Genomic DNA, 26,679 nt, shown 5'->3' with positions numbered 1-26,679 from the left:
CGGCCCGCCCCCACTTGGACAGACCCCGGCCCGGCCCCCTGACGAGGGGGCCGTGACGCCTCGGCCCGGCCCCCTCGTCAGGGGGCCGGGCCGCCGTCGCCGCGCAGCACGGGCCCCGCGGGGGCGTGCGATGACGGGGGTGTGACCCTCGGGGACGGTCCCGCCCGGTCCTTGGCCGGAGCCCCTCGACCGATTCACCGGGCCCTCACGAACCGCACCGGCACCCCCGGCCGGGCCTGGGCCGCCGCGTCCAGGGCCGGGCCCGCGGGGACCACGCCCACCACCGGGTAGCCGCCCGTCACAGGGTGGTCGGCCAGGAAGACCACCGGCAGGCCGTCCGGGGGCACCTGGACCGCGCCCAGGACCATGCCCTCGCTCGGGAGTTCACCGCCGCGGCCCCGGATCAGCCGGGCCCCGGCCTCGGTGCGCAGGCCGATGCGGTTGGACGCCGGCGAGACACGGAACCGCGCACGCCACAGGGCCGCGACCGAAGCCGGCTCGAACCAGTCCGCCCGCGGTCCCGGCCGCAACGGCAGCACCAGTTCGGCCGGCATCCCCGGCGCCGCCGGCGCATCCGCCCCGCGGACCGGATCCGGACCGGCCGGTCCCACCGGCAGCAGCGTCCCGGCCGACAGGACGGGCGGCCCCAGCCCCGACAGCAGGTCCGTCGAGCGACTGCCCAGGACCGGCGGTACGGCGAACCCTCCCCGCACCGCGACGTAGCTGCGGACCCCCGACTCCGCCCGGCCCACCTCCAGCTCCGCCCCGGCCCGGAGCCATACCGGTGCTCCCCAGGCCACCGCGCGACCTGACACCCGTACGGCACACGGCGCCCCCGTGACCGCCACCGTCACGGGGGCCAGCGCCCGCAGGCCGACCCCGTCCAGGGTGGTCTCCAGGGCGGCCGCGTCCGGCGGGTTGCCCAGCAGCCGGTTGGCCAGACCGTGCGCCCCCGCGTCCAGCGCGCCCGACCTCGGCACCCCCAGGTGCGCGTGGCCGGGCCGTCCCAGGTCCTGGACCGTGGTCAGCGCCCCCGCCCGGAGCACCTCCAGCGCAGCCCCCCTCACCCCGCCACCTCCTCGAACCGCACCCGTACCCCCGGCGCGAACAGCGCAGCGGGCTCGCGCTGCGGATCCCACAGCACCGCGTCCGTCGTCCCGATCAGCTGCCAGCCGCCGGGGGAGGAGCGCGGGTACACCCCCGCGTATTCGCCGGCGAGGGCCAGCGAGCCCGCCGGGACGGCCGTACGGGGCGTGTCCCGCCGGGGCAGGTGGAAGCGCTCAGGCAGCCCGGTCAGGTAGCCGAAGCCGGGCGCGAATCCGCAGAAGGCCACCCGGAAGACGGTTTCGCCGACGACCCCGGCCACCTCCCCGTCCGCGACCCCCCACAGCCGGGCCACCTCCGCCAGGTCCGGCCCGTCGTACCGCACCGGGACGGTGACCAGCGGCCCCTCGGTCTCCGCGAGCGGCGGCACCTTCCAGCGCGCGATCCGCTCCGCCAGCGCGCCCGGCTCGCGGACACCGTCCAGCAGCACGGTCCGCGCGGCCGGTACGAGGTCCCGTACGCCGCCCAGCTCGCCCGCGTCCCGCCGCCGGAGCAGCTCCGCGTGGAGCGCCGCCACCTCCGCCGCCGAGTCCAGCTCGATCAGCAGCGCCTCGCCGCCCACCACCAGGGGCCTCACGCGAAGGCCTCGACCCGTACGCCCGCGGCGGCCAGCGCCTCGCGGACCCGCAGCGCGAGCCCGGCCGCCCCCGGGGTGTCCCCGTGCAGGCACAGCGAGCGCGCCTCCAGCGCCACCCGGGAGCCGTCGGAGGCCGTCACCGCGCCCTCGGTCGCCATCGCGACCGACCGGGCGACCACGGCGTCCGGGTCGTGCAGCACCGCCCCCGGCTCGCCGCGCGGCACCAGCGTCCCGGCCGGCGTGTAGGCCCGGTCGGCGAAGGCCTCCGGTACGGCCGTGAGCCCCGCCGTCTCGGCGGCGGCCAGCAGCAGCGAACCCGGCAGGCCCAGTACGGGCAGGTCACCCGCCCCGGCCGCGGTCCGGACCCCGGCGACGACCGCGCCCGCCTGGTCGGCGTCGTGGACCGTGCGGTTGTAGAGCGCACCGTGAGGTTTCACGTACGACACCTTGGAGCCGGCCGCCCGCGCGAAGACCTCCAGCGCCCCGATCTGGTACGCCACCTCGTCGGCCAGCTCGCCCGCCGGCACGTCCATCGAGCGCCGCCCGAAGCCCGCCAGGTCCCGGTACGAGACCTGCGCGCCGATCCGTACGCCCCGCTCCGCGGCCAGCTCGCAGACGCGGCGCATGATGGACGGGTCCCCGGCGTGGAAGCCGCACGCCACGTTGGCGCTGGTGACCACGGACAGCAGGGCCTCGTCGTCGGTCAGCGTCCAGCGCCCGAAGCCCTCGCCGAGATCGGCGTTGAGGTCGATCAGAGGTGTGATCATGGAAGCCATGCGGTGAGCGTAGAACAGCGCCCGCACGGCGGCGCGCTCCTCGGCACGTGGGACCGATCCGGCCGAACCATGCCGTTTGGGATGTTGTCCGTGTCAGCGCCTAGTCTTTGTCCGTGACTCTCCCTGCCCCGGCGAAGACCCTTCCGTCCCCGGCGCCGGGCCCGGCTGCCGACGAGGGCCTGGCCCGGCGGCTGCGCGCGCTCGCCTGCACCGCCCCGCTGCACGACCTCGACGTACGCAAGGCCAATCTCGCCGGCGAATACGGGATCTACGCGATGGCCGAGGTCGCGCTCTCCGCGATCGACCTGGTCACGCTCAACATGGACTTCGACACCGGCGCGGACCACGAGCAGATAGTGGCTCGGCTGCTGCCGCGCGTCGCCGCGCAGGCACCGCACCGCCCGGCTGCCGAGCACGAGCGGGTCGCCCGCTGGGTGCTGGAGAACCTGATCAACGTCGGCAGCGTCGACCGGGGCTTCCGCGCGATCTACGGCACGTTCGGCCCGGACGGGGTGTACGTCCGCCGGGACTACGACTTCAAGCTGATCGAAGAGGTCCCCGGCTACGGCGGGGCGGTCTACCTCCGTACGACGGACGAGGCCGTCAACGTGCTGGTCGGCGCCCTCGACACGGACGTCACGAGCGCGCAGATCGCCGCCGAGGTGAAGCTGGAGGTCCTGATCAGCCGGGGCCGGCTGGCCGACGCCCAGCTCGCCGCCGAGCAGGCCCGGTACCGCACGGTGCAGTACGCGGAGACCCTGCGCCGCACGCTGGACGCGACCCGGCGCAACGTGCGGGCGGTGGACTGGCTGCAGTCGGTGCCGGACATGATCGAGGAGGCACTCGACCACGTCGCCGACCGCTACCGGCACGAGAACGCGATCCTGACGAACATCCGCCGGGCGCGCGACGAGGCCGAGGCTGTGTTTGATTCAAAGACGGCCGAGAACAAGCGGCGCGCCGCCGAGCTCGTCGACATCGTCAAGGACTGCATCCGCCGCCACACCCAGCTCCAGTCGAGGCTCCTGGACGCGGGCCCGCTGTTCCGCGCCGAGCAGGACCGGCAGGCCTTCGCGGCCCCGGCGCCGCGCTCCGGGATCGACCTGTACGGGCAGCTCGTGGCGCCCGTGCTGCCGCTGCCGCTGGCGCAGGCCTCCCGGGTCACCGACGCCTTCTTCGCGTCGGCGGTCGGGCTGCGGACCCCGGTCTCGGTGCGCGTCGCCGACCTGGTCGAGATACTGCTGACGCCGCCGGTGGAGCGCGAACACCTCGGCGTGGAGATGCCGGAGCCGGACCTCATCGCGACGCCGGACGACAGCCGGTTCAGCGAGGAGCAGCTCGCCGCCGCGATGGAGCTCCTGGACCTGCCGCACGACGCCCCGCGCCGGCTGTCGGGGCTGCTGGCGCAGGCCCGGCGCAGCGACCCGGACCTGCCGTACCTGGTGGCCCTGCTGGCCGTCCACGCGGCGAGCCCGGCCGTCGGCACGGCGTACCGCCAGGGCGAGGAGCGACTGGTCTTCGCCGTGGACGACGGCACGCAGCTCGACGACCCGGAGTTCGGCGGCGCGGACCTGATCGTCGGCACGGCCCTCCTGGACGCGGCCGCGATGGCCGCGGACCGCACGGAGGCGGCATGACCCCCGCCCGACGGGTCCGCCCGCGCCCGCGGACCGGCGCCGGGGCGCGGGGGCCCGCCCCCGCCACGCACAGCATGATCCAGCACAGCGGGAAGGCGGCGGGCTGGGAAGAGAACCGGCCCGCCGCCGTAACCACCGCACACCACGAGAGGCAGTACCCGTGAGCGACCACCACGCCGAGAACCCCGCGTGGAGCGAGGCCGACGCGCCGTCGGCCCCCGTCGCGCCCGCCCTCGGAGGGCCCGCCGCGCCGGCGGCCGTCACCCCGGCCGACGCCGCGGACGCGGCCCGGCTCGTCGCCTTCGGGCTCCAGCCCAAGCTGCTCCCGGCCCGCGACGCCGAGTACGCCGAACTGCTGCGCCGCTACCGCGAGGACCCGGCCTTCGGCCGCCTCGCCGACGCCGTCGCCACCGGCCTCGGCCTCGTCGTCCTGGAGGTGTCCCCGCGCGCCGGCATGGCCGTCGCCGCCGGCGAGGACTCCGTCTTCGCCGTCCGGATGGGCGACTACGCCCGCCGTGCCACCGCCGACTCCGCCGACCGGTTCCTGCACGGCCTCGCCCACCTCGCCGTCGCGGCCCTGGCCTTCCCCCGCCCCGAGGACCTCGCCGACGACGGCTACATCGGCCGCGTCACCGTCAACGGGGTCGACGCCTTCGTCCGGCAGACCTGCCGCCGCCTGGAGGAGCGCGCCGAGGAGCTCGGCGAGAACACCGACCCGGCCACCGACGCCCCCGGCCTCGAAGCCGCCTGGCGCGTCTACGCCCGCCGCAGTGCGACCGGCGCCACCAAGGACGCCCGCCGCCTGGCCGGCTCCACCACCGGCATCGTCGGCAAGGCCGCCGCGTTCCTCACCGACTCCGGGTTCCTGCAGCGCACCGGGGACGACGCCGGCGGTACGTACCGCACCACCCCCCGCTACCAGCTCCAGGTCCGCGACATGGCGGGCAGCGCGGCCATGGCCGAGCTCCTGGAACTCGGCGTGGTCCCCGTCAGCGACGGCTCCGCCAGCCTCCTGCCGCCGCCCGAGGGCGACGACCTGGAGCTCGCCGCCGACGCCGGCCTGCCCTTCCACGCCTGAGTCCCGCCGCCGAGCACCGCCGCCCGACCTGCCCTCCGTACCGAGAATTCACGAGAGTCCGCCGCCATGTACGAGCTGTCCCGGATCCGCCTCTACTCCATCGGGCCCGCCGGTGCGCGCTACGCCGACACCGTGCTCGACCTGCGGGGAGTCGGTGAGCCGGTGCCCCATCCGGCGCCCGCACAGGCGGAGTTCTTCGCGGACGAGCCCACCGGCCCGCCGCGCCGCCCGGCGCCCGCCGGCGTGCTCTTCCTGGAGAACGGCGGCGGCAAGTCCGTCCTGCTCAAGCTGATCTTCTCGGTGATGCTCCCCGGCCACCGCAACACCCTCGGCGGCGCCAGCTCCGGCGTCCTGCGCAAGTTCCTGCTCGCCGACGACTGCGGCCACGTGGCCCTGGAGTGGCAGCACACCCAGACCGGCGAGTGCGTGGTCGTCGGCAAGGTCAGCGAATGGCGCGGCCGCCAGGTCTCCAACGACCCGCGCAAGTTCGCCGAGGCCTGGTACTCCTTCCGCCCCGGCCCGGGCCTGAGCCTGGACAACCTCCCCGTCGCCGAGGCCACCGCCGTCCGCCCGCCCGTCGAAGGCGCCTCCGGCGCCCGGGGCCGGCGCCGCACGATGAAGGGCTTCCGCGACGCCCTCACCGAGGCCGGCAAGGCGTACCCGCACCTGGAGGTGTACTTCGAGGAGATCCACGACCGCTGGAACGAGCACCTCACCGAGCTCGGCCTCGACCCCGAACTCTTCCGCTACCAGCGCGAGATGAACGCCGACGAGGGCGAGGCCGCCGGCCTCTTCGCGGTCAAGAAGGACTCCGACTTCACCGACCTGCTGCTGCGCGCCGTCACCGACACCCGCGACACCGAGGGCCTCGCCGACCTGGTCCACGGCTTCGGCAACAAGCTCGGCCGCCGCGCCGAGCTGATGGCCGAACGGGAGTTCACGGCCGGCTCGGTGGACCTCCTGACCAAGATCGTCGAGGGAGCCGAGACCCGCTCCCGGCTCCGCGACGTCCACGCGGGCGCCGAGCGCCGTACGCGCACCCTCGCCCGGCGGCTGTCGGCCCGCGCCGCCGAGGAGCGCGGCCGCGCCGCCGACCTCGCACAGCGGGTCACCGCAGCGGCCCACGGGGTCACCTCCGCCGAGTCCGCGCGCTCCCGCAGCGCCGCCGTCTCCGCCGAACTCGCCTACCGGCACGCCTCGCTGGCGCTGACCGTCGCCGACAAGGCCGCCGCCGCCCAGCGCCGCGAGCTCCTCGAAGCCCGCACCCTGCACTCCGCGTGGCAGGCCGCCGAGATCGTGCTGCGCCACCGCGCCGCCGCCGACCGCTCCACCCGGGTCGCCGCCGTGATCCTGGAGGCCGAGCGGGACGCCGCCCCGGCGCTCGCCGCCCGCGCCACGGCCGCCGCCGCGCTCGTACGGGCCCTGCACACGGCCGCCGAGGACGGGGAGCGGGTCGCCAACGAGGAGGAGGAGCGGTCCGCCGGCCTCCAGGAGGCGGGCGAGGCGGCCCACCGCGATGCCACCGCCGCCGCCACGGCGGCCCAGCGGGCCCGCAGCGAGGCCGAACACCTGCGGGCCCGGCTCGCCGAGGTCCAGCAGGAGACGGCCGAGGCCGTACGGGCCGGCTGGCTCGACGACTCGGCGCCCGACGCGGACCCGGCGCGGGCGGCCCTGGCCGCCTCCGACGCGGAGAAGACCGCCGTCGCCGCCTGGGACGAGTCCCGCGAGGCCGCCCGCACCACCGCCGACGCCGCCCGTGAGGCCGCCGCCGCGGAGTCCCGCGCCGAACTCACCGCCGCCCGTGCGGCGGACGCCGCCGACGCGGCCGAGGCCGCGCACGACGCCGAGCACCGGGCGGCCGCCTCCCTGGCCGCCTCCCCCCGCCTCGCGGAGCTCCTGGGCCTCCCGCCGATCCCCGAAACCTTCCTCCCGCACCCGCGCACGGGCACCCCCGCCGCATCCGGCACGCCGACCGGCCCGACGGGAACCGCCGGCTCCGGCGCCCCGGCCGGCCACCCCGCACCCGGCCCGGCCACCGGATCCGGCATCCCCGGCTCCGCCGCGGCGGCCGACGCGGGCGGTGGGCTCACGGCCGCGGACCTCGACCGGAACGCCGACGAGCTGCGCGAGATGCTCATCCGCGGAGTCGGGACGGCCGAGCGGCAGCTGTTCGAGCTGCGCACCGCCGCCGCCGACGACGCCCGCATCCTCGGCGCGCTCGGCGACGGCGGACTGCTGCCGCCCGGCCCCGACGTCCTCGCCACCGTCGAGTACCTCGGCGAACACGGCATCCCGGCCCTGCCCGGCTGGCGCTACCTCGCCCAGTCCGTGGACCCGGCCGACCACGCCGCCGTCCTCGCGGCCCGCCCCGAGCTCGTCGACGGCGTCGTCATCACCGACCCCGACACCCACGCCCGGGCCCGCGAGGTCCTCTCCGGCGCGGCCCTGCTGCCCCGCTCCACCGTCGCCGTCGGTACGGCCGCAGCCCTGCTGGCCCCCGTGCCGCCGGTCGCCGGCGGCGAGGACACGGCCGCCGGTGTGTTCCTCGTACCGCCGAACCCGGCCATGCACGACGAGCACGCCGCCGACGAGGAGCGCCAGGCCCTGCGCACCCGGGCCACCGCCCGCGACAGCGAGATCCGCGACCTGGCCGCCCGCCTCGCCGGGGACCGCGAACTCGCCGCCCGCCTCGCCTCCTGGCGCACCGGCTGCCCGCCCGGCCGTCTCGCCGAGCTCGCGCAGCAGGCCGAGGCCGCCCGGGCGTTCGCCGAGGAGGCCGACGCCGAGCTCGCAGAGGCCCGTACCGTACGCGCCGAGGCCGACGAGGCCGCCGCCGACGCCGCCCGCGTCCGCGACGAGCGCCAGGACGCCGCCCAGCGGGCCCGCCGCGCCGCCGACGCGCTGGCCGGGCTCGCCTTCCGGCTGCGCGAACGCGCCGGCTGGCAGGCCAAGGTCCGTGAACTCGCCGACGACGCCGCCGAATCCGAGGCCCGCGCCGAGGTCTGCCTGGACCGGGCCCGAGCCGCGGACGAGGACCGCCGAGCCGCCCAGCGCGCCGCCGACGACGCCCGCCGCACCGCCCGCGCGCTGCGCGCCGAGCGCACCGAGATCGCCGGCGCCCCCGAGGCCCTGCCCGAGGACGACGGGACCGCCAAGGCGCCCCTGCCCGACCTGCGCGAGGCCTACCGGGCCGCCTCCCGGCTGTACGAGAAGGTCGGCGTCGGCGCCGACCTGCGCGCCGAACAGGCCCGCGCCGAGAGCGACGAGAGCGCCGCCCTCGCCGAACTCGACCGGCTCACCAACAAGGTCCGCACCCGTGCCGCCCAGCTCCTCGAAGGCACCGACGGCGCCGACGGGCCCTCCCGACAGGCCGCCGCCGCCCGCGCCGAGTCCCTCGTACAGATGCTGGAGACCCGCGCGCAGGTCGCCAGCGAGCAGCTCGGCCGGCTCCGCGGCGAGGCCGAACGGCACGCCCCCACCGAGGGCGAGGCCCACACCGACCTGCCCGAGGACCTGATCCCCGGCGACGTCGAGCAGGCCCAGGCCCTCCTGCGCACCGCCACCGCCCAGCTCGCCGCGCACACCGCGGCCGTCGAGACCGCCCGGGCCGCCCACGCCGACCTGCTGCGGGCCCACCGCACCGCCGAGGACGGCGCCGGGGGCTTCGACGAGACCGCGGCGATGCTGCGGGACCTGCTGCGCGACCACACCCACCAGGAGGACGAGCAGGAGCCGGCCGCCCACCCGGGCACGCTGGAGGAGGCCCGGCAGTCCGCCGCCGAGGCCCGCCGCTCCCTGCGCGGCTGCGCGGCCGACCTCTCGGCCGCCGACTCGGCGGTGCGCGAGGCGAGCGACATCCTGGTCCGCCACGCCAACGCCAACCGCTACGAGCAGGTACGCACCCCCGCGCGCCAGCAGATCCGCGAACTGCCCGCCTCCGCCCTGCCCGAGCACGCCGCTGCCTGGGCGGCGGCCTTCGCGCCCCGGCTGCGCGTCCTCACCGACGAGCTGGCCCAGCTGGAACGCAACCGCGACAGCATCGTCGACCGGCTGCGCGGACTGGTGGAGTCCGCCCTGGCCACCCTGCGCTCCGCCCAGCGGCTCTCCCAGCTCCCCGAGGGCCTGGGGGAGTGGTCGGGCCAGGAGTTCCTGCGCATCCGCTTCGAGGAGCCGGACCAGGCCACCCTCACGGAGCGCCTCGGCGAGGTCATCGACGAGGCGACCCGCACTGCCGTGAAGAAGAACAGCAGCGCATCCTTCGGCGAGGGCCGCCGCGACGGCATGTCCCTGCTGCTCCGCGGAGTGCAGGCGGCCCTGGAGCCCAAGGGCATCTCGGTCGAGATCCTGAAGCCGGACGCGGTGCTGCGCGCCGAGCGCGTGCCGGTGGGCCAGATGGGCGATGTGTTCTCCGGCGGCCAGCTGCTGACCGCCGCGATCGCGCTGTACTGCACGATGGCGGCGCTGCGCAGCAACGACCGCGGCCGCGACAAGCACCGCCACGCGGGCACGCTCTTCCTCGACAACCCGATCGGGCGCGCGAACGCCACGTACCTGCTGGAACTCCAGCGGGCCGTCTCGGACGCGCTCGGCGTCCAACTCCTTTACACGACCGGCCTGTTCGACACCACCGCCCTCGCCGAGTTCCCGCTGGTCATCCGGCTGCGCAACGACGCGGACCTGCGGGCGGGCCTGAAGTACATCAGCGTCGAGGAGCACCTGCGCCCGGGCCTGCCCCAGCAGTCCCCGGGGGAGGAGACCATCCACGGAGAGATCACGGCGACCCGCATGTTCCGCCGCTCCGCGACCGTTTCCTGACCACAGCTCCGGCGCTCCCGGCGGGCCCGCACGGGCGTCGGTCCCGGCCTCAGCTCGCCCGGTAGCGCCGGTCCGCACCCGGCGGCGGCCACGCGGCCGGCCGGGGGCCCGGGGCCTCGCCGCCGCCCCGCGGTATTCGGCCCGTCCCGGCGCCCCGCTCCGGGCGGGCCTCCCGGCGGGCCTCCGGGCGGGCCTCCCGGCGGGCCCGGCGCCGCTCGCGCCGACGGTCCCGGGCCGTGCTGCTCGGCTCGGACACCACCCCGTACCGCTGGTTCCACATCTGCCGGGTGATCAGCACGTCCAGTACGCCCCAGGTGGCCACGACCGTCCCTGCTATGGCGCAGAGCGCCATCGGGAGGGCCAGCCAGGAGCCGGTCACCATCAGGAAGAAGGCGACCGTCGCCCCGGTCAGCGTGACGGCCACGATCAGCACCGCCCGCACCGCCGAATCCCGCACCGGATCCGGCATCCGGCGCCGCCGGGCCGGCTCCTCCTCCCACAGCGACCGCCCCCGCGCGCCCGCCATGGCTCCGTCGTCCTCGTACATCCCCATCGCACGCTCCCCCCGCCCCGTCCCCTCAACCAGCTAGACGTTCGACACCGCCGAGAGATTCCCGTATCCACCGGACTTCTCCCCAGCACCTGCCCATCCCGGAACGAAGAATTCCAGCCATCCATTCGGTTGCGGGAACTGACACCCCACCAAGTGTCATCTGCCACATAACGGGCCGCTCTTGACCGGATGTGTCGGACAACTGGTGATCTACGCCTTGAGGCCCGGCCGAAAACGTCCGGACACGCCTTCGAAGCCGCTCCCCGGCAGTAGTAGGCTCACGCCGTTTAAATGACGGAACACCGACCCCCGACAACGGGGTTGAGCTGGGGGAGGCTGGGGAGGCCATGCGCTTTCGCGGGAAGTCCATCCGCCGGAAGATCGTGGCGTTGCTCCTTGTGCCGCTCGTCTCCCTCACCGCCCTCTGGGGCTTCGCGACCGTGCTCACCGGCCGCCAGGCCCTCGAACTCCTCGACGTGGCCTACGTCATCGACAAGGTCGGATACCCCGTCGAGGACGTCGTCCGCGTCATCCAGAAGGAACGCCGCCAGACCCTCGTCGTCCTCGGCGACCCCCGCGCCTCCACCGCCACCGCCGAACTCGCCAAGCGCCGCGCCGCCACCGACGAACTCGTCGACCGCATCAGCAAGAACGCCAAGGACCCCGAAGTCTCCGACGAGCTCGCCCCGGAGGCCACCCAGCGCCTCGACTCCATCCTCGACGCCTTCCACGGCATCGGCGCACTGCGCCGCTCCGTCGACCAGAACACCCTGGACCCGAACCAGGCGCTGGAGCTCTACAGCCGCCTCGTCGATCCCTGCTACGACTTCCTCCTCAACCTCCACGCCCTCGAGAACGTGGAGATGGACAAGCAGGGCCGCGCCCTGGTCGGCGTCACCCGCGCCCGCGAGACGCTCTCCCGCGAGGACGCCGTCGTCGCGGCCGCCCTCGCCGCCCGCAACGTCACCCCCGCGGACGTCCGGCACGTCTCCGACTTCGCCGCCAACCGCGCCCTGCTCTACGAGTTCAACCTCGCGATCCTCCCGGCCGACGACCGCGAGCAGTTCGAGCAGTACTGGGGCGGCCCCGAGAGCAAAGCGCTGCGCGACGCCGAGGAGCGGTTCATCACCGGCGGCGCCGGCAAGAACCCGCGCATCACCGCCGCCCAGTGGGACGAGGCCGCGAACAAGGTCCTCGACGACCTCGCCGTCATGGGCACCGCCGCCGGCGACCGCTACCAGAAGCGCGTCGAACCCGTCGCCATGGACGTCCTCGTCCAGGCGGCCATCGCCGGCGTCCTCGGCTTCATCGCCCTCGTCTTCTCCGTCGTCCTCTCCGTGCGCATCGGCCGCGACCTGGTCCGCGACCTGTCCCGGCTCCGCAAGGAGGCCCACGAGGTCTCCGGCGTCCGGCTGCCCGCCGTCATGCGCCGCCTCGCCGCCGGCGAACACGTGGACATCGAGACCGAGGCCCCGCGCCTGGAGTACGAGAAGGACGAGGTCGGCCAGGTCGGCCAAGCCCTCAACACCCTCCAGCGCGCCGCCGTCGAGGCCGCCGTCAAGCAGGCCGAGCTCCGCCGGGGCGTCTCCGAGGTGTTCGTCAACCTCGCCCGCCGCAACCAGGTCCTGCTCCACCGCCAGCTGACCCTGCTCGACACCATGGAGCGGCGCACCGAGGACACCGAGGAGCTCGCCGACCTCTTCCGCCTCGACCACATGACCACGCGCATGCGCCGCCACGCCGAGGGCCTCGTGATCCTCTCCGGCGCGGCCCCCTCCCGCCAGTGGCGCAAGCCCGTCCAGCTCATGGACGTCGTACGGGCCGCCGTCGCCGAGGTCGAGGACTACGAGCGCATCGAGGTACGGAGGCTGCCGCGGCTCGGCATAGCCGGCCCCGCGGTCGCCGACGTCACCCACCTCGTCGCCGAACTCCTGGAGAACGCCACCGTGTTCTCCCCGCCGCACACCGCCGTACAGGTACACGGCGAACGCGTGGCCAACGGCTTCACCCTCGAAATCCACGACCGCGGCCTCGGCATGAACCCGGAAGCGCTGCTCGACGCGAACCTCCGCCTCGCCGAGACCCCCGAGTTCGAGCTCTCCGACACCGACCGCCTCGGCCTGTTCGTCGTCAGCCGCCTCGCCCAGCGCCACGGCGTCAAGGTCGTCCTCCAGCCCAGCCCGTACGGCGGCACCACCGCCGTGGTGTTCCTCCCGGCGGCCCTGCTCACCGAGGCCCCCGAGACCAACGGCACCGGCCTGCGCCTCGGAGACGGCAAGGGCGGCCGGGCCGGCCTCGGCGCCAAGAACGGCCAGGGCTCCGCCCGGCCCGTCCCGGCCGCCATGGAACGCGCCCCGGCCGGCCGCTCCCTCGCCGCCCCAGAACTGCGCGGCCCGGTCGAACTGGAGGCCCCGCTCGGCGTGCTCGGACTGGACGGCCTCGACGACCCGGCCGCCCTGGACGAGATCACCACCGGGATCTCCGGGCTCACCGGCGTCGGCGGCCGCCCCGCCATGGCCACCCTCGACGACGAGACCCCGCCGAACGGCACCCCGCGCAGCGCCCTGCTGGGGCTCCGCCCGGCGGACCGGGCGCACACCGACCGCAAGGGCGGCCAGGAGCGCGAGCGGGAGCCGCTGGCCCCCACCGGCCCGGTCCGGCTGGACAGCCACCGCGCCGATCCGGTCCGCGGCGCCCGCCCCGACGGGACCCGGTCCCCCGGCGCCGTGCCGCTGCCGCGCCGCAGGCCCACGCCGACGCTGGTCGCCGAGCACGGCCGCCGAGTGGAGCCCCGCCCGGTCACCGCGGTCCCGAAGACCTCGGCGCAGCCGGAGCCGGCCGCTCCGGGCCCCGGCGGGCTGCCCAAGCGCGTCCGCCAGGCCAACCTGGCGCCCCAGCTGAGGAACGCCCAGGCCTCCGCACCCGCCGAAGCCGCCGCGGACCAGGTGGTCCACCGCGACGCGGAAGAGGTACGCACGCGCATGTCCGCACTCCAGCGCGGCTGGACGGCGGGCCGCACCCAGCAGGCACAGCAGCAGTCCGGAACCGGGGCAGGCACTTCCGCCGCCACAGGTCCCGGAAACGAGAACGAGGGGGACGGTCGATGACCGCACCGCAGACCGGCAACGACACCCGGGGCCGCGGCTCCGGTCCGCTCAACTGGCTCCTCGACGAGCTCGTCGACCGGGTCGCCAGCATCCGCAAGGCCGTGGTCCTCTCCGGCGACGGCCTGCCCACGGGCAGCTCGAAGGACCTGACCCGCGAGGACAGCGAGCACCTGGCCGCCGTGGCCTCCGGCTTCCACAGCCTGGCCAAGGGCGTCGGCCGCCACTTCGAGTCCGGCAGCGTCCGCCAGACCGTGGTCGAGCTGGACGAGGCCTTCCTCTTCGTCATGGCCGCCGGCGACGGCAGCTGCCTGGCCGTGCTCTCCGACGCCGACTCCGACGTCGGGCAGGTCGCGTACGAGATGACCCTCATGGTCAAGCGGGTAGGCGACCACCTGGCGACCGCTCCCCGCTCCGGGCTGCCAGCCGGAGGGTGAGGCGGACGGCATGAGCGATCCAGGCCAGAACCATCCGGCCGAGAACGATCCAGGCCGGCCGCACGACCCCGCCCACCCGCACTGGTTCGACGACGAGGCCGGCCCCGTCGTGCGCCCGTACGCCATGACCCGCGGCCGGACCAGCCACGCCGGCCAGCACCGGCTCGATCTGATCGCGCTCGTCGTCGCCGAACCGGCGGCCGACGATCCGGTCTGGGACCAGACCCTGTCCCCGGAGCACTCCCACATCCTCGGACTGTGCCGGGAGCGGCCGCAGTCGGTCGCCGAACTCGCGGCCGAACTCGACCTCGCGGTCGGGGTCGTACGCGTCCTGATCGGCGACCTGGCCGATGAGGAACTGGTCCATGTGAACCGGCCGGTACCCCCGGCCGAACTGCCCGATGAATCCATTCTGCGTGAGGTGATCGATGGCCTTCGGGCGCTCTAGCCGCACCGGTGCCATGCATGCCGTGTCACCGGTCGAGCCGCTGACCCTGAAGATCCTGGTCGCGGGCGGCTTCGGGGTGGGCAAGACCACCCTGGTCAGTGCGGTGAGCGAGATCAGACCGCTGCGGACCGAGGAACTGCTGTCCGAGCCGGGCGTCGGCATCGACGACACCGGGGGAGTGGAGGGCAAGAACACCACCACCGTGGCGATGGACTTCGGTCGCATCACGCTGCGCGAGGACCTGGTGCTGTACCTGTTCGGCACGCCCGGACAGGACCGGTTCTGGTTCCTGTGGGACGAGCTGGCCCAGGGCGCGCTCGGCGCCGTGGTCCTCGCCGACACCCGCCGCCTCGCCGACTGCTTCGCCGCCGTCGACTACTTCGAGCGGCGGGGGATCCCGTTCACCGTCGCCGTCAACTGCTTCGACGGGGCCGAACGCCACCCGGTGGTGACCGTACGGGAGGCGCTCGACCTCGATCCCGAGGTGCCGGTCCTGCTGTGCGACGCCCGGGACCGGGAGTCCGTCAAGGACGTGCTGGTGGGGGTGGTGGAACACGCGATGTCGCTGGCGCGGGCCCGCCGCCGGAGCCTGACCGCGGGGAGCTAGGGGGCGAGACGCCCTCTGAGGCCCCGGCGCACAGGAGGCGGCCCGTACCCCCGCCGACTGGGGTACGGGCCGCGGCTCTCATGGGGGGACGGGGGCCTCGGCCGCGGCGTCGTACGCGGCGGGAGGCTGTGGAGCGAGTGTGAACCTGCCTCCGGGGGCCGTCAAGCGTTCGGACAACAGCCCCTGTTCAGGGTCCGCACCCGGCCGGCCGCCGTCACCCCGGCGTAGCCGCCGGCGTCACGCAGCCGCCTCCGTCGCCGCCCCGGTCACGGGCCCTCACCGCACCGCGACGACGGCCGATCCGTGCCCGAACAGCCCCTGGTTCGCGGTGATCCCCGCCCGGGCCCCCGGCACCTGCCGCTCCCCGGCCGTGCCGCGCAGCTGCCAGGTCAGCTCGCACACCTGGGCGATGGCCTGGGCCGGCACCGCCTCCCCGAAGGAGGCCAGTCCGCCGCTGGTGTTCACCGGCACCCGCCCGCCGAGCGCCGTCGCGCCCTCCCGTACGAGCTTGGCCCCCTCGCCCTCGGCGCACAGGCCGATGTCCTCGTACCACTCCAGCTCCAGGGCGGTGGAGAGGTCGTACACCTCGGCGAGCGAGAGGTCCCCCGGCCCGAGCCCGGCCTCCTCGTACGCGGCCCGCGCGATCGACGCCCGGAACGAGCCCGGCGCCGGCCGTACGGCGGTCACCGAGTCCGTGGCGATGTCCGGGAGGTCGAGGACCGTACGGGGGTACGTCGGCGTCACCGTCGACACCGCCCGGATCCGCACCGGATCGGCGACCCCGCGCGAGCGCGCGAAGTCCATGCTGCTCAGGACCAGGGCCGCGCCCCCGTCCGAGGTGGCGCAGATGTCGAGCAGCCGCAGCGGATCGGCGACGACCGCCGAGTCCGCGACCTCGTCGGCCGTGACGGGCCCCCGGTACCGGGCGAGCGGGTTCAGGGCGCCGGCCGCGGCGTTCTTCACCTTCACCTGCGCGAAATCGTCGAGCGTGTCCCCGTACACGGCCATCCGGCGGCGCGCGTAGAGGGCGAAGTACGCCGGGTTCGTGGCGCCCAGGACGCGGAACCGCAGCCAGTCCGGATCGTCCGGCCGGTCCCCGCCGGCCGGGGCGAAGAACCCCTTGGGCGCCGCGTCCGCGCCGACGACCAGGACGACGTCGGCCAGCCCGGCCAGGATCTGCGCCCGTGCCGCCCCGATGGCCTGGGCCCCGGAGGCGCAGGCCGCGTACACGCTGGTCACCCGCGCGCCCTGCCAGCCGAGGGCCTGGGCGAAGGTCGCGCCGGCCACGTAGCCGGGGTACCCGGAGCGCACGGTGTCGGCGCCGACGATCGACTGGACGTCGGCCCACTCCAGCCCGGCGTCGGCGAGCGCGGTCCGGGCCGCGGCCCGTCCGTACTCGACGAAGCTGCGGCCCCACTTGCCCCAGGGGTGCATACCGGCCCCGAGGACGGCGATGTCGGCGCTCACGCGGCGCCTCCCGCCGGCCTGAACCGCCAGGTGGTCCAGACGGTCCCGGTGTCCGCGTCCTCGTTCAGCACGCCGCCGACCACCTCGACCTCCATCCCGACCGCCAGATCGGCGACGGTGACCCCGGGGACCGTCTGCCCGAGCACGACCATCCCCTCGGCCTCCAGCTCCACCGCGACCAGGGTGTACGGCTCCCAGGGCGCGTCCGGGTCGGACGCGTACGGCGCGGGCGGCCGGTACCGCCCGTCGGTGTAGGACCACACCCGGCCCCGCCGGGACAGCGGCACCTCGGCGAGCAGGCCGTCGCCGGGGCAGTGCGGATTGCGGCAGTACGCGTCCTCGCGCGGGAAGAACACCGCGGCGCAGGCGGAACACCGGGTGCCGAGCAGCCGGAAGCCGCCGCCCTCCTCCGGTCCGTCCTCGGTGAACCACCCGCTCACGACGGGTGTACGTGTACGTCCCAAGGGAACCCCTCCCCAGCCGGTCACAGCAATCTGACGGATCGTCAGAAGTCTGTCACGGGCGGGCAGTCCTGGCACGGGTTCTCGGCAAGCCACTTCTGCGCGATCACCGCCAGCTCCGCGTCGCGGCCGGCCAGCATCATCCGGATCATCTGCGCGTCCCCGCGCAACGACCACGCCGGATGTCCGAAGGTGGCCGGGTTGTTCCCCTCGATCAGGAAATGGGCCGGCCAGGCCGTCCCGTACCCGATCAGGGGCAGCGCGGCGAGAAACCGCTTCCGGCCCCGCGCCAGGCCGTACGCGGTGAGGGCGAGCCCGGTCAGCGTGCCGGTGAGGTGGATCCAGCGGGTGGCGGCGCGGGAGTGCTGGGCGACGTAGTAGGGCCAGAACTCCTCGTACGAAGCGAAAGTCATGCGGGCACGGTACTCACGGCCGGATCGGGGCGACAGGGACCGGGAAGCCGAACTCGCACAACCGCGGGCGCCCCCATACCCCTTGGCATACGATCGCCGCATGCCGGCACAGCAGAGGGACTCGCACTGCTCCACCTGCGGATCGCCGTTCGACACGACCGCCTGGCCCCGTACGTGCCCCTCGTGCGGTGCCGTCACGTACCGCAACCCGCTCCCGGTGGCCGTCACGCTGCTCCCGGTCGAGGACGAGACGGGCACCGGGCTGGTCGTGATCACCCGCACCATCGAGCCGGCCCTCGGGGGCATCGCCCTGCCCGGCGGTTTCATGGACTTCGGCGAGGACTGGCGCGACGCGGTCGTCCGCGAGCTGCGCGAGGAGACGGGAATCCACGCCCCGGCCTCGGAGGTCGTCCTGGCCGACGCGATGAGCTCCCCGGCGGGCCACCTGCTGCTCTTCGGGCTGCTGCCGACGCGCCCGACGGCAGCCCTCCCGCCGTCGGCCCCGACGGACGAGACCTCGGGCTGGCACGTCCTGCGCACCCCGACGGAGCTGGCCTTCCCCCTCCACACCCGCGCCACGGCAGCCTGGTTCGCGGGCCGCTACACCGGCTGACGCCGGGCGGGCCGGCTCGCACCCGCACTCACGCCCATGCGGCTCGCGCGACCGCGGCTCACGCCCCCGATGGCAGGACGAAGTCCGCCACGGCCACCACCGCCACTGGAACGACCCTAGAGCCGCCCCGGAACGCCCTGCGCGGCGCCGAGCCCGAGACCGAGCCCCCGTACCTCCACCCCCTCCACCGGCTCGCCGGCCTCGTTCTCCACCACCACCGCGTCCCCCACCCACCGCACCGCGTACCGCTCGACCCCGCCCGCCTCGAACCCCGGCCCCGGGTCCCGGATCACCACCCCGCCGCCCGTGCGCCCCCGGGCCGGAGCCCACGCCTCCAACGCCACCCCGCCGTCACCGGCCCGGCGGACCGGCAGCACCGCGCCCGCGCGAACCAGCACAGGGATCCGCCCCTGCGGGGCGTCCAGCAGGACCTGCCCGGGGCCCTCGTACGCCGTCCCCGTCGCGGTGTCGTACCAGCGCCCCCGCGGCAGCCGGACCGCCCGCCGGTCCGCCCCGCACTCCAGCACCGGCGCCACCAGCAGCGCGTCGCCGAGCAGGAACGCGTCCTCGCAGTCCCGCAGCGCCCGGTCCTCCGGCGCCCCCCACCACAGCGGCCGCACGTACGGGGCCCCCGTCCGGCGCGCCAGCTGGGCCAGCGTCAGGAAGTACGGCCGCAGCCGCTCCCGCTCCGCCAGCACGGCCCGCGCCGCCTCCTCCACCTCCGGCCCGAACTCCCAGGGCTCCCGCCGCCCGGCCCAGATCGCCGAGTGGGTCCGGAACAGCGGCAGGTACGACCCCAGCTGGAGCCACCGCAGATACAGCTCAGGCGAGGGCGAGCCCCCGAAACCGCCCACGTCCGGGCCCGAGTACGGCACCCCGCACAGGCCGAGCCCCAGCACCAGCGCCAGCGAGGCCCGCAGCCCCTCCCAGCCGGTCTCCACGTCCCCGGACCAGGTGCCCCCGTACCTCTGCATCCCCGCCCACCCCGACCGGGAGAACAGGAACGGCCGCTCCGCGGGCCGCAGCCGGACCAGCCCCTCCCAGCCCGCCCGCGCCATCCCCAGCGCGTACACGTTGTGCGCGGCCCGGTGGTCCCCGCCCGCGCCGTCCATCGCGTGCCGCGCCGAACGGGGCAGCGTCATGTCCCCGAAGGGGGCGAAGGACACCGGCTCGTTCATGTCGTGCCACACCCCGGCGAACCCCTGCTGCAGCCGCTCCGCGTACAGCCCGCCCCACCAGGTGCGCACCGCCGGATCCGTGAAGTCCGGGTACGCGCACTCGCCGGGCCAGACCTCGCCCCGCACCTCCTGCCCCCGGGCGTCCCGTACGAAGGCCCCGCCCGCCCCCACCGCACGGCCCGCCTCGTGGACGGCGTCGCCCGCCTTCACCGCCGGGTCGACGATCGACACGAGCCGTACGCCCTGCTCCGCCAGCTCCCGCGCCAGCCCCGGCAGATCGGGGAACCGCTCCGTGTCCACCGTGAAGACACGGTGCTCGTCGTAGTGGTCGATGTCCAGGTGCACGGCCGACAGCGGGAGCCCGCGCGCGGTGTAGCCCGACACCACCCGCCGCACCTCCTGCGCGCTCCCGAACCCCCACCGTGCGTGCTGGTACCCGAGCGCCCATTCGGGCGGTACGGCGGCCCCGCCGGTCAGCCCCGACCAGCCCTGCAGCACCCGCGCCGGCGTCCCCACCAGCACCCAGCAGCGCAGCGGCCCGCCCTCCATGCGCAGCTCGCTCGCCCCCGGCCGGTCCGCCCCCGAGCCGGCGCCCTCCTCGCCCTCGCGCAGCGCCACCCGGCCGTCCCAGGAGTTGTCGTGGAACATCAGGTGGGTACCCGCGTCCGCGACCACCATCTGCACCGGCATCGTGATGTACAGCGGATCGTCACCGGGCCCGAAGCCGCCCTTGGGGTCCGTGTTCCACAGCCGGTACACCCCGTCGCGCAGCCGCGGACCGCCGGCCCGCCCGCCCAGCCCGAAGAACCGCGCGTCCGCCGGCACCTCCGCCCGCTGGAGCCACCGCGACTCGACCGGCTCCCCGGCGACCGGCTGCGCCGGCTCCCACCAGCGCGGCGGCAGCTCCCGGCGCAGCACCGTCCCGCCGGGCGTGCGGACCTCGATCGCCCCGTGCCGGGACACCGCCACCGTCACCCGCTCCGACACCACCCGCCAGCCGCCGCCGGTGTCCGGCTCCAGCACGGCCCGCGGATCGGGCTCCGGTCCGCTGCCGACCAGCGCGTACGAGGGCGTCGGCCCGGCCCCGTCCCAGCCCCAGAACACCGCACCGCCGGCCGTGACCCGTACCAGCAGCTCCGAGCGCGTGAACTTGAGCACCCCGCCGCCCGGCCGTGGTTCCGTACCGGTCAGCAGACCGGGCACGCGGGCCCGCTCCGCGCCCCGGCGCGGGAGCCCCACCGCGTCCGCGCGCCGGTTGCGCAAGGCCGAGCGCCACGCGCGCCGCCCGCGCGCCGTACCGATTTCCTTCACCGCACGCACCAGATCACGACCGTTCATGCTGCTCACCCTGCCACCGGCCGCCCGGCGAGCGGGCAGTGTTCAACTTCCGTTCACTCGTCCAAGAGGCCCCTGGTGCGGAGGTGGATCACATGGCATGGTCCCTGTGAGCCGCCGCGCACACCCACCGCGCGGGGGCGCCGTACGCACGCCACGCACACATCACGCACACGACGCGCGAGCCGCAGACTTGACCGGGAGTCGACCCATGACCTCAGCCACCCCGCCGGAACCCCTCTGGTCCCCGGGCCCCGACCGGATCGCCGCGGCCCGCATCACCGCCTTCCAGGCCTGGGCCGCAGAGCGGTTCGGAGCCCCCGCGGACGGCGGCTACCCCGCACTGCACAGCTGGTCCGTCGACGAGCTCGACACCTTCTGGCAGGCCGTCGCCGAATGGTTCGACGTCCGGTTCACCACCCCGTACGAGTCCGTCCTCGCGGACCGCTCCATGCCGGGCGCGCACTGGTTCCCGGGCGCCACCCTCAACTACGCCGAGCACGCCCTGCGCGCCGCCGAGGACCCGGCGCGCGCGGACGACGCCGCGCTGCTGTACGTGGACGAGACCCACGAGGCCACCCCCGTCACCTGGGCCGAGCTCCGCCGCCAGGTCGGCGCACTCGCCGCCGAGCTGCGCGCCCTCGGCGTACGCCCCGGCGACCGGGTGAGCGGCTACCTCCCCAACATCCCCGAGGCCGTCACCGCGCTCCTCGCCACGGCCGCCGTCGGCGCCGTGTGGACCTCCTGTGCCCCCGACTTCGGCGCCCGCAGCGTCCTCGACCGCTTCCAGCAGGTCGAGCCGGTCGTCCTGTTCACCGTCGACGGCTACCGCTACGGAGGCAAGGAGCACGACCGCCGCGACACCGTCGCCGAACTGCGCGCCGAGCTCCCCTCGCTGCGTGCCGTCGTCCACATCCCGCTGCTGGGCACCCAGGCCCCCGAAGGCGCCGTCGACTGGTCGGACCTGATCTCCGGCGCCGCCGGGCCCGTCTTCGAGCCGGTCCCGTTCGACCACCCGCTCTGGGTGCTCTACTCCTCCGGGACGACGGGCCTGCCGAAGGCGATCGTGCAGTCCCAGGGCGGCATCCTCCTGGAGCACCTGAAGCAGCTCGGCCTGCACTGCGACCTCGGCCCCGAGGACCGCTTCTTCTGGTACACCTCCACCGGCTGGATGATGTGGAACTTCCTCGTCTCCGGCCTGCTCACCGGGACGACGGTCGTCCTGTACGACGGGAGCCCGGGCTATCCCGACACCGGGGCCCAGTGGCGGATCGCCGAGCGGACCGGGGCCACCCTGTACGGGACCTCCGCCGCGTACGTCATGGCCTGCCGCAAGGCGGAGGTCCACCCCGGCCGGGACTTCGACCTCTCCGCCGTGAAGTGCGTGGCGACCACGGGCTCCCCGCTGCCGCCCGACGGCTTCCGCTGGCTGCACGACGAGGTGGCGGAAGACCTCTGGATCGCCTCCGTCAGCGGCGGCACCGACGTCTGCAGCTGCTTCGCCGGCGCCGTCCCCACCCTCCCCGTCCACATCGGCGAGCTCCAGGCCGCCTGCCTCGGCACCGACCTCCAGTCCTGGGACCCGTCCGGCAAGCCGCTGATCGGGGAGGTCGGCGAGCTGGTCGTCACCAACCCGATGCCCTCCATGCCGATCCGCTTCTGGAACGACCCGGACGGCAGCCGCTACCGCGACAGCTACTTCGAGATGTTCCCCGGCGTCTGGCGCCACGGGGACTGGATCACGATCACCGACCACGGCTCCGTCGTCATCCACGGCCGCTCCGACTCCACCCTCAACCGGCAGGGCGTCCGGATGGGCTCCGCGGACATCTACGAGGCCGTCGAACGCCTCCCCGAGATCAAGGAGTCCCTGGTCATCGGTCTGGAGGAGCCCAATGGGGGCTACTGGATGCCGCTGTTCGTCCACCTCGCACCCGGAGCGACCCTCGACGACGACCTCCGCGGCCGGATCAAGGCGACGATCCGCGAGGAGCTCTCCCCGCGCCACGTCCCCGACGAGGTCATCGAGGTGCCGGCCATCCCGCACACCCTGACGGGCAAGCGCATCGAGGTCCCGGTCAAGCGCCTCCTCCAGGGCACGCCGATGGCGAAGGCGGTCAACCCGGGCTCGGTCGACAACCTCGAACTCCTGCACTTCTACGAGGAGCTCGCCCGTACCCGCACGCGCGACTGAGGTCACTGTCAGTGGTCACGGTTACCGTGAGTGAGCAATCGAATGCGCCACTCAGGGGGAGCCATGCCACGGACACGCCACGACACCGGCCAGACCACCGGGAGGGCCGCAAAGGCCCCGCAGACCGGTGGCCGCACCACCCGGCGCCGCATGCTGCGCCGCGAAGTCCCCAGCACCGTCGGCCTCCTGGCCGACGCCGGGGACTTCGCGGCCATGCGCGACTACCGCAGCTTCACCTTCGACCACCACGACGATTACAGCGACTACCTCCGCCACGTCGACGGCCTGCTCCGGTCCCTCGCGGCCCAAGGCATCCACACCACCGTCGCCCTCTTCGACCCCGACGAGTACGCCGAGTTCTGCAGGGAACACGGCATCGACCCGGACACCGCCGGGGCCCGTACGCGCTTCACGGCCGAACTGGCCGGCACCGGGGCCCTACTGCCCTACACCGGCCAGCCCATCGACGAGCTCGTCCCGCTCCTCGTCGACGAGGCCGTCCGCCAGGCCACCTGGGAGTACGCCACCACCCTGCTCGCCGGCGTCGGCAGCTGCGCCGACTGCGGCGAGGACATCGGCCACGCCTCCTTCACCCGGGCGAGCGGGGCGCTCACCCGTCTCGTCGACGGCGCCGGGCCCGGACACCACCACCTCGTCTGCAGCGTCCCGACCCAGGACGAACAGCTCGTCGCCGTCCTGCACGCCGAGGTCGCCCCGGACCGGGACGGCCCACCGCGCATCGAGGGCCGCGAAGGACTCGACTTCGTGACCGTCCTCGCCGCCGGCCTCGCCCTCGGCGGCCCCGGGGGCCTGGTGCTGCGCAGCACCACCGAGGGCTTCGGGGACCGGGTCCACGGCTGGCGCCTGGACCGCGGCCGCCTGGTCCCGCTCTCCGCGGCGGCCGTGTTCAACGCCTACTGCACGGACGCCGACACCGGGGACCCCGTGGCCCCCGAGCCCGGCGTCGAATACTGCCCCGGCTACGAGGTGGACGACCCCACCCCGAACCACTGACCCGAGGGGGACACGACCGGACGCGACCGGACACGACCGAGGGGCCCCCGCCACCGGCGAAGGCCCCTCGATCGACACCACCCTGCTCGGCTACTCGCCGGACAGCACCGCCTGGGCGGCCACGCGGGCCTCCTCGGCGCTGTCCGCCGCACGCGCCGCGGCCGCGGCACGCTCGCACTGGGCCAGCGTGTACTTGGCGAGCGTCGCCCGCACGTAGGGAATCGAAGCGGCACCCATCGAGAGAGAGGTGACACCCAGACCCGTCAGCACACAGGCCAGCAGCGGGTCGGAAGCGGCCTCACCACAGACACCGCAGCTCTTGCCCTCCGCCCTGGCGGCCTCCGCCGACATGGCGATCAGGTCCAGCAGCGCCGGCTGCCACGGGTCCTGGAGCCGCGACACCGCACCGACCTGACGGTCTGCGGCGAACGCGTACTGCGCCAGGTCGTTGGTGCCCAGCGACAGGAACTCGACCTCCTGGAGGATCGAGCGCGCCCGGAGCGCGGCGGAGGGGATCTCCACCATCGCGCCGAACTTCGCCTGCAGCCCGGCCTCGCGGCACGCGTCCGCGAACGCCTTCGCGTCGATCCGGTCGGCCACCATCGGAGCCATGACCTCGAGGTGGACCGGCAGACCCTCGGCCGCCTTGGCCAGCGCGGTCAGCTGCGTACGCAGCACGTCCGGGTGGTCCAGCAGCGCCCGCAGACCGCGCACGCCCAGCGCCGGGTTCGGCTCGTCGGCCGGAGTCAGGAAGTCCAGCGGCTTGTCGGCGCCGGCATCCAGGACACGTACGACGACGCGGCCCTCGGGGAAGGCCTCGAGCACCTTGCGGTACGACTCGATCTGCTTCTCCTCGGACGGCGCCTTCCTGCTGTCGTCCAGGAACAGGAACTCGGTGCGGAACAGGCCCACACCCTCGGCCCCGGCCTCCACGGCCGCAGGCACGTCCGCCGGACCGCCGACGTTGGCCAGCAGCGGCACCTTGTGACCGTCGGAGGTCGCACCCGGACCGGACGAGGACGCGAGAGCGGCCTTGCGCGCGGCGGCCGCGGCCTCCAGCTCGGCCCGCTTCTCGGCGGTGGGCTCGACGAACAGGTCACCGGTGCTGCCGTCGACGGCGATGACCGTACCCTCGGCGATCTCACCGGCACCCGGCAGCGCCACGATCGCCGGCACGCCCAGCGCCCGCGCGAGGATCGCGCTGTGGCTGGTCGGGCCGCCCTCCTCGGTGACGAAGCCGAGGACGAGCGCCGGGTCGAGCAGTGCGGTGTCGGCGGGGGCCAGGTCCCGCGCGATCAGCACGTACGGCTCGTCGCTGTCCGGCACACCCGGCATCGGCACGCCCAGCAGCCGCGCCACGATGCGGTTCCGTACGTCGTCCAGGTCGGCCACTCGGCCGGCCATGTACTCCCCGGCCCCCGCGAGCAGGTCGCGGTACGAGGCGAACGCGTCGTACACGCCGCGCTCGGCCGTGCTGCCGACGGCGATGCGCCGGTCGACGTCCGCCATCAGCTCGGGGTCCGTGGCGATCATCGCCTGGGCCTCCAGCACGTGCTGAGCCTCGCCGCCGGCCAGCTGGCCGCGCGCGATCAGGTCGGCGGACACAGCCTCCACGGCCTTGCGGGCGCGCCCCTGTTCGCGCTCCGCCTCGTCCGCGGTGATCTGCTTGGCCGGCGGCTCCAGAACCGCCGTGCCCATGTGCCGCACCTCGCCGATCGCCACACCGTGGCTCACGCCGACGCCTCGCAGCGTTGTCTCCATTTCACCCGTCTCCGATTGAGCGGCGGGCCCAGCCGCCGCGATGGATGTCCGACTCGCCTGCACAGGCGGACGAGGTCACTGCCAGCTGAACAGGGCGTCGTCGGCCTTCACGTCTCCGGACTCGACGACCGCGGACAGGGAGTCCGGGGTCGCCTCCAGCGCCACGACGGGGCAGATCGGCGACTTGCCGGCGTCCTCGACGGCCTGCGGGTTCCAACGGATCACGGCCTGACCACGGGTCACGGTGTCGCCCTTGTTGACGAGCAGCTCGAAGCCCTCGCCGTTGAGCTGAACGGTGTCGATCCCGAGGTGGGTGAGTACGCCGTGCCCTTCGCCGTCGACGACGACGTACGCGTGCGGGTGCAGGGAGACGACCACACCTTCGACGGGGGCCACCGCCTCCGACGGCTCGCGCACGGGGTCAATAGCGGTGCCCGGACCCACCATTGCGCCGGAGAACACCGGATCGGGCACTGCCGCGAGTCCGATGGCGCGCCCGGCAAGTGGGGACGTCACGCTGGTCATGGGGGGCCTCCCAGGGGTGGGGCTTCTACGTGTCGTCGTCACAACCTGTGCTGCGACGGCGTACTTTCAGAAGGGTATGTCATGACACGTCCCGGTTTGCCCGATGTGCACCCCCTGCTGGGAGGCACGACGCGCGACCGCGACGACGTAGTGGACTAGACCATACGCCTGAATCGATTTGCTTGGGCACCACGGGCCCTGTACTGTCGTGACTCCCGCCAGGACGTGCCGCGTGAACTTCTCGCGAACAACCGATGGACGGGACTCCTCCTCTTCAGTGCTGGTCTTGATCCGTGCTGCTCTTCGTATTGCCTTCCGGGTAAATCGAGTGAGTGGTCAGGGAGCCGGAAAAGCCCTGATAGAGTCGGAATCGCCGGAAAGGGAAAACGCGGAAGCGAAGACCCCGGAAAGCAAGCGGAACCGACTCTGATAGAGTCGGAAACGCAAGAACGAAGAACAAAAGCCCGGAGGAAAGCCCCAGTAAGTATTACTGCGGGTGAGTACAAAGGAAGCGTCCGTTCCTTGAGAACTCAACAGCGTGCCAAAAATCAACGCCAAAAGTTGATACCCCGTCCACTTCGG

At 74.5% G+C, this 26,679-nt stretch carries 22 protein-coding genes; 11 read left to right on the top strand and 11 right to left on the bottom strand.

The window, feature by feature from the left end; genetic code table 11:
• Positions 1-194: 194 nt before the first annotated feature.
• From ACIQU4_RS36790 to ACIQU4_RS36780, 3 genes are read right to left on the bottom strand one after another with little or no spacing between them, the layout of a single operon-like run.
• Positions 195-1,067, bottom strand: a complete 873-nt coding sequence (locus tag ACIQU4_RS36790; RefSeq protein ID WP_403740494.1) for a biotin-dependent carboxyltransferase family protein — start codon at positions 1,065-1,067, stop codon at positions 195-197.
• On the bottom strand, positions 1,064-1,681 hold the full coding sequence (locus ACIQU4_RS36785; protein WP_403740492.1) for an allophanate hydrolase subunit 1: 618 nt from the start codon (positions 1,679-1,681) through the stop codon (positions 1,064-1,066). The genes ACIQU4_RS36790 and ACIQU4_RS36785 overlap by 4 nt, the downstream gene beginning before the upstream one ends.
• Positions 1,678-2,448, bottom strand: a complete 771-nt coding sequence (locus ACIQU4_RS36780; protein ID WP_403740832.1) for a LamB/YcsF family protein — start codon at positions 2,446-2,448, stop codon at positions 1,678-1,680. Before ACIQU4_RS36780 ends, ACIQU4_RS36785 begins: the two co-directional genes overlap by 4 nt.
• A gap of 122 nt (positions 2,449-2,570) precedes the next feature.
• Between ACIQU4_RS36780 and ACIQU4_RS36775 the strand changes: the two genes are divergently transcribed.
• The 4 genes from ACIQU4_RS36775 (at position 2,571) to ACIQU4_RS36760 (ending at position 9,987) form a co-directional block, all read left to right on the top strand.
• A complete protein-coding gene (locus tag ACIQU4_RS36775; protein WP_403740490.1) occupies positions 2,571-4,094 on the top strand; it encodes a hypothetical protein in 1,524 nt (507 codons plus the stop codon).
• Positions 4,091-4,258 (top strand): hypothetical protein, encoded by a 168-nt coding sequence (locus ACIQU4_RS36770; RefSeq protein WP_403740487.1) that lies wholly within the window; start codon positions 4,091-4,093, stop codon positions 4,256-4,258. Before ACIQU4_RS36775 ends, ACIQU4_RS36770 begins: the two co-directional genes overlap by 4 nt.
• Complete coding sequence (locus tag ACIQU4_RS36765; protein WP_403740484.1) at positions 4,255-5,172, top strand: hypothetical protein; 918 nt, start codon at positions 4,255-4,257, stop codon at positions 5,170-5,172. Before ACIQU4_RS36770 ends, ACIQU4_RS36765 begins: the two co-directional genes overlap by 4 nt.
• Before the next feature lie 66 nt (positions 5,173-5,238).
• The gene (locus ACIQU4_RS36760) at positions 5,239-9,987 is read left to right on the top strand and encodes a hypothetical protein (protein WP_403740481.1); all 4,749 of its coding nucleotides are present in this window, start codon (positions 5,239-5,241) and stop codon (positions 9,985-9,987) included.
• 49 nt (positions 9,988-10,036) lie between these two features.
• Here ACIQU4_RS36760 and ACIQU4_RS36755 read toward each other — a convergent pair whose 3' ends face one another.
• Positions 10,037-10,540: a hypothetical protein gene (locus ACIQU4_RS36755; RefSeq protein WP_403740479.1), complete on the bottom strand. Its 504-nt coding sequence runs from the start codon at positions 10,538-10,540 to the stop codon at positions 10,037-10,039.
• Between the two features lie 347 nt (positions 10,541-10,887).
• Here ACIQU4_RS36755 and ACIQU4_RS36750 point away from each other — a divergent pair, with 347 nt between their 5' ends.
• Genes ACIQU4_RS36750 through ACIQU4_RS36735 form a run of 4 tightly spaced genes read left to right on the top strand, consistent with a single transcriptional unit; the run spans position 10,888 to position 15,136 of the window.
• Positions 10,888-13,647: a nitrate- and nitrite sensing domain-containing protein gene (locus ACIQU4_RS36750; RefSeq protein WP_403740476.1), complete on the top strand. Its 2,760-nt coding sequence runs from the start codon at positions 10,888-10,890 to the stop codon at positions 13,645-13,647.
• Entirely contained in the window at positions 13,644-14,081 is a 438-nt protein-coding gene (locus tag ACIQU4_RS36745; protein WP_030871925.1) for a roadblock/LC7 domain-containing protein, read from the top strand. The genes ACIQU4_RS36750 and ACIQU4_RS36745 overlap by 4 nt, the downstream gene beginning before the upstream one ends.
• A 10-nt stretch (positions 14,082-14,091) precedes the next feature.
• Positions 14,092-14,529, top strand: coding sequence for a DUF742 domain-containing protein (locus tag ACIQU4_RS36740; protein ID WP_403740473.1), 438 nt, complete (start codon positions 14,092-14,094; stop codon positions 14,527-14,529).
• Positions 14,510-15,136, top strand: coding sequence for a GTP-binding protein (locus ACIQU4_RS36735; protein ID WP_403740470.1), 627 nt, complete (start codon positions 14,510-14,512; stop codon positions 15,134-15,136). Before ACIQU4_RS36740 ends, ACIQU4_RS36735 begins: the two co-directional genes overlap by 20 nt.
• A gap of 276 nt (positions 15,137-15,412) precedes the next feature.
• Here the strand turns inward: ACIQU4_RS36735 and ACIQU4_RS36730 are convergent, their stop codons facing one another.
• Genes ACIQU4_RS36730 through ACIQU4_RS36720 form a run of 3 tightly spaced genes read right to left on the bottom strand, consistent with a single transcriptional unit; the run spans position 15,413 to position 17,477 of the window.
• Positions 15,413-16,603 carry a lipid-transfer protein gene (locus ACIQU4_RS36730; protein ID WP_403740468.1) on the bottom strand — a complete coding sequence of 397 codons (1,191 nt, stop codon included), beginning with the start codon at positions 16,601-16,603 and terminating at the stop codon, positions 15,413-15,415.
• On the bottom strand, positions 16,600-17,067 hold the full coding sequence (locus ACIQU4_RS36725) for a Zn-ribbon domain-containing OB-fold protein (protein WP_403740466.1): 468 nt from the start codon (positions 17,065-17,067) through the stop codon (positions 16,600-16,602). Before ACIQU4_RS36725 ends, ACIQU4_RS36730 begins: the two co-directional genes overlap by 4 nt.
• A 41-nt stretch (positions 17,068-17,108) precedes the next feature.
• A complete protein-coding gene (locus ACIQU4_RS36720; RefSeq protein WP_403740463.1) occupies positions 17,109-17,477 on the bottom strand; it encodes an Mpo1-like protein in 369 nt (122 codons plus the stop codon).
• A 100-nt stretch (positions 17,478-17,577) separates the two neighbouring features.
• Between ACIQU4_RS36720 and ACIQU4_RS36715 the strand changes: the two genes are divergently transcribed.
• Entirely contained in the window at positions 17,578-18,090 is a 513-nt protein-coding gene (locus ACIQU4_RS36715) for an NUDIX domain-containing protein (RefSeq protein ID WP_403740461.1), read from the top strand.
• 116 nt (positions 18,091-18,206) lie between these two features.
• Here ACIQU4_RS36715 and ACIQU4_RS36710 read toward each other — a convergent pair whose 3' ends face one another.
• Positions 18,207-20,606 carry a glycoside hydrolase family 31 protein gene (locus ACIQU4_RS36710; protein WP_403740458.1) on the bottom strand — a complete coding sequence of 800 codons (2,400 nt, stop codon included), beginning with the start codon at positions 20,604-20,606 and terminating at the stop codon, positions 18,207-18,209.
• A gap of 208 nt (positions 20,607-20,814) precedes the next feature.
• On the opposite strand from ACIQU4_RS36710, the gene ACIQU4_RS36705 reads away from it, so the two are divergent.
• Positions 20,815-22,797 (top strand): acetoacetate--CoA ligase, encoded by a 1,983-nt coding sequence (locus ACIQU4_RS36705; RefSeq protein WP_403740455.1) that lies wholly within the window; start codon positions 20,815-20,817, stop codon positions 22,795-22,797.
• 63 nt (positions 22,798-22,860) lie between these two features.
• Positions 22,861-23,811, top strand: a complete 951-nt coding sequence (locus ACIQU4_RS36700) for a hypothetical protein (protein ID WP_403740452.1) — start codon at positions 22,861-22,863, stop codon at positions 23,809-23,811.
• Between the two features lie 90 nt (positions 23,812-23,901).
• On the opposite strand, the gene ptsP is transcribed toward ACIQU4_RS36700, so the two are convergent.
• From ptsP to ACIQU4_RS36685, 3 genes are all read right to left on the bottom strand, one after another.
• Positions 23,902-25,572, bottom strand: coding sequence for a phosphoenolpyruvate--protein phosphotransferase (gene ptsP, locus ACIQU4_RS36695; RefSeq protein ID WP_403740449.1), 1,671 nt, complete (start codon positions 25,570-25,572; stop codon positions 23,902-23,904).
• Positions 25,573-25,647: 75 nt separating this feature from the next.
• Positions 25,648-26,097: a PTS glucose transporter subunit IIA gene (locus tag ACIQU4_RS36690; protein ID WP_403740446.1), complete on the bottom strand. Its 450-nt coding sequence runs from the start codon at positions 26,095-26,097 to the stop codon at positions 25,648-25,650.
• Positions 26,098-26,433: 336 nt separating this feature from the next.
• On the bottom strand, positions 26,434-26,679 hold a 246-nt coding region (locus ACIQU4_RS36685), incomplete at its 5' end, for a hypothetical protein (protein WP_403740443.1).

The sequence above is a fragment of the Streptomyces sp. NPDC090741 genome (assembly GCF_044769045.1).
Lineage (GTDB): Bacteria > Actinomycetota > Actinomycetes > Streptomycetales > Streptomycetaceae > Streptomyces.
Note: the sequence above shows the minus strand (reverse complement) of the source record. Positions and strands in the feature narration are given on the sequence as shown.

Bases quoted from the DNA above. Each gene is read 5' to 3' on its own strand.
- ptsP (WP_403740449.1), bottom strand. From the start codon at position 25,572: ATGGAGACAACGCTGCGAGGCGTCGGCGTGAGCCACGGTGTGGCGATC.
- ACIQU4_RS36780 (WP_403740832.1), bottom strand. From the start codon at position 2,448: ATGATCACACCTCTGATCGACCTCAACGCCGATCTCGGCGAGGGCTTC.
- ACIQU4_RS36735 (WP_403740470.1), top strand. From the start codon at position 14,510: ATGGCCTTCGGGCGCTCTAGCCGCACCGGTGCCATGCATGCCGTGTCA.
- ACIQU4_RS36745 (WP_030871925.1), top strand. From the start codon at position 13,644: ATGACCGCACCGCAGACCGGCAACGACACCCGGGGCCGCGGCTCCGGT.
- ACIQU4_RS36770 (WP_403740487.1), top strand. From the start codon at position 4,091: ATGACCCCCGCCCGACGGGTCCGCCCGCGCCCGCGGACCGGCGCCGGG.
- ACIQU4_RS36750 (WP_403740476.1), top strand. From the start codon at position 10,888: ATGCGCTTTCGCGGGAAGTCCATCCGCCGGAAGATCGTGGCGTTGCTC.
- ACIQU4_RS36760 (WP_403740481.1), top strand. From the start codon at position 5,239: ATGTACGAGCTGTCCCGGATCCGCCTCTACTCCATCGGGCCCGCCGGT.
- ACIQU4_RS36690 (WP_403740446.1), bottom strand. From the start codon at position 26,097: ATGACCAGCGTGACGTCCCCACTTGCCGGGCGCGCCATCGGACTCGCG.
- ACIQU4_RS36720 (WP_403740463.1), bottom strand. From the start codon at position 17,477: ATGACTTTCGCTTCGTACGAGGAGTTCTGGCCCTACTACGTCGCCCAG.
- ACIQU4_RS36755 (WP_403740479.1), bottom strand. From the start codon at position 10,540: ATGGGGATGTACGAGGACGACGGAGCCATGGCGGGCGCGCGGGGGCGG.
- ACIQU4_RS36715 (WP_403740461.1), top strand. From the start codon at position 17,578: ATGCCGGCACAGCAGAGGGACTCGCACTGCTCCACCTGCGGATCGCCG.
- ACIQU4_RS36710 (WP_403740458.1), bottom strand. From the start codon at position 20,606: ATGAACGGTCGTGATCTGGTGCGTGCGGTGAAGGAAATCGGTACGGCG.
- ACIQU4_RS36700 (WP_403740452.1), top strand. From the start codon at position 22,861: ATGCCACGGACACGCCACGACACCGGCCAGACCACCGGGAGGGCCGCA.
- ACIQU4_RS36705 (WP_403740455.1), top strand. From the start codon at position 20,815: ATGACCTCAGCCACCCCGCCGGAACCCCTCTGGTCCCCGGGCCCCGAC.
- ACIQU4_RS36740 (WP_403740473.1), top strand. From the start codon at position 14,092: ATGAGCGATCCAGGCCAGAACCATCCGGCCGAGAACGATCCAGGCCGG.